2 protein-coding genes are annotated in these 2174 nt (G+C 68.4%); both read right to left on the reverse strand.

Translation table 11 applies throughout. The features are described 5' to 3' along the window. Positions 1-1304, reverse strand: a 1304-nt coding sequence (locus JNK68_12035) for a PAS domain S-box protein (protein ID MBL8541085.1), incomplete at its 3' end; no start/stop codon positions are given. A 124-nt stretch (positions 1305-1428) separates the two neighbouring features. Next, positions 1429-2174, reverse strand: a 746-nt coding sequence (locus JNK68_12040) for an alpha/beta fold hydrolase (protein MBL8541086.1), incomplete at its 5' end; no start/stop codon positions are given.

The raw sequence follows: 2174 nt of genomic DNA on the forward strand, positions 1-2174 counted from the left end.
GCGCTCGGCCGCAGCTGGCGCACGATGCCGTGCATGGCGTCGTACAGGCGACCGGCCACCTGCACGATCATCCGGCTGCTCTCGTGGATCTCCGGCGCGCTGTCGCGGGTGCGATTGGCGATCGAGGCACCGATGGTCCGGATCGCCGTGACGGATTGTCCGAGCTCGTCGTGCAGCTCGCGCGCGAGGCTGCGCCGCTCTTCCTCGACGTGCTCCTGGATGAGCTGCGTGAGCTCGCGGTTCTGGCGCAGCGCGCGCTCGGTCTCGACGGCGTGCTTGTGCTCGGTGATGTCGCGCAGGCTGACGATGCTGCCGATGACCTCATTGCGCTGCGGATCGATCAGCGGTGCCGCGGACAGCGCCACGTCGACCACCCGACCATCCTTCGCGAGCCGCTGCGTCTCCTGGTTCTCGATCACGCCGCGCGCCGCGACGGCGGCGAGATTGCGCGCGATCTCCGCCGCGTGCTCCGCCGGGGCCAGCAGCGTTGCCGGCTGTCCGAGGATCTCGTCGCCGCGATAGCCGAAGAGCCGCTCGGCCGCCGGGTTCCAGAAGCGCACCTTGCCGTCAAGGTCCTGGATCACGATCGCGTCGGAGGACTGCTGCGCGATGAGGGCAAGCCGCTGGTTCTCCGCAGCGCTTTCCTGCAGCGCCTGCGCCATGCGGTTGAAAGTGCCGCTGATGGCGGAGAATTCCGGCGCCCGCAGCGCCGGCAGGCGCGTGTCGAGACGCCCCTGCGCCATCCGCGACAGTCCGTCCAGCACGGTCCGCAACGGATGCAGGCTGCGTCCGACGAGCCAGAAGATCAGCGCGACCAGCGACACGAAGAACACCGCCGCCACCATCATCAGCGCCTTGAGATCGTCCCAGGCGTCGAGCACGGCGCGCGAGGTGTCCGGAATGATGCTGAGCTTGCCTCCGGGCAGCGCGAGGCTCACGGTTTCCACCTGCGGCGACACCATCCGCCGAAACCACTCCGGCGCTGCGCGCCCGCTCTTGTAGGTCGACCCCGGCGACTTGTACACCGTATCGCCCAGACCATCCTCCAGCACAATGTCGTGCGCGCGCACGCGACCCAGGTTCTTGAGGAAGGCGAGCAGGTAATCGCGCTGGAAGCTACTCGAGGGAAAGAACTGCCCGGCATAGATGACGGAAGCGAGGAGCTGAACGGTGATCTTGGTGCCGGCCTCGATCTCTTCGCGGATCGAGCGCCGCGTATCGTCGACGATGATCGCCCCCGCCGCCACCAGGAACACGATCATCAGCACCGATATGACGAGATTGACGCGCAGCCGCAGGCTCATCCTGCTTCGACCTCACCAGCCCTGCCCCGTTGTATTGCCCGGTATCGTAGTCCAAGCGATGCGCTTCGTCGCGCGCATCATCGCCGGGTGCCTGTTGCGCGACGCGGCGCGCGCGGGCACTGCCTCAGGTATCCCGCAGCCGCGCAGAGAAGTCCGCGAGAGCGTCCACCAGCGCCGCGGCGAGCTGCGGATTGAAGACGAAGTGGCCGGCGTGGTCGACCATTCTCAGCTCGGCGGCGCGCCAGCATGCTGCGAGTCGCGCCGCCGTCACCGGCGGACACACCATGTCCAGGCGGCCCTGCACGATGATCGCCGGCAGCGCCTGGATCGCCGCCATGTGCGTGAGAATCGGCCGCTCCGTGAGAAAGCAGCGGTGCCGCAGATAATGGGTCTGCACGCGCACGCGTGCGAGCATCGCGGCATCGCTCAACACGCCCGACGCCGAACCCGGCCGCTCGCCGAGCGCCATCACCGCGGCTTCGTAATCGATCCATGCCTGCGCAGCACGCCGTGCCGTCTCCCCGGATGCTTCGATCAAGCTCACGCAGGCTTCCAGCGGATCGCCGGATGCATCGACATCGAGGGCGCGGGCAAAGGCGCTCCACGCCTCCGGGACGAAGCGGCGCAGTCCCTTGAGGAACCATTCCACCTCGGCGTCGGTGCCGAGAAAGACCCCGCGCAGCACGAGCCCCGCTGCGGCTTCGGGATGCCGTTGCGCGTAGGCCAGGGCCAGCGTCGCCCCCCACGAACCGCCGAAGAGCAGCCAGCGCTCGATCTCCAGCCGGCGGCGCAGCGCCTCCATGTCGGACACGAGATCCCAGGTCGTATTGCTGCGGATCTCGCCCAGAGGCAGGGAGCGCCCGCAACCGC

Source organism: Betaproteobacteria bacterium (assembly GCA_016791345.1).
Classification (GTDB): domain Bacteria; phylum Pseudomonadota; class Gammaproteobacteria; order Burkholderiales; family JAEUMW01; genus JAEUMW01.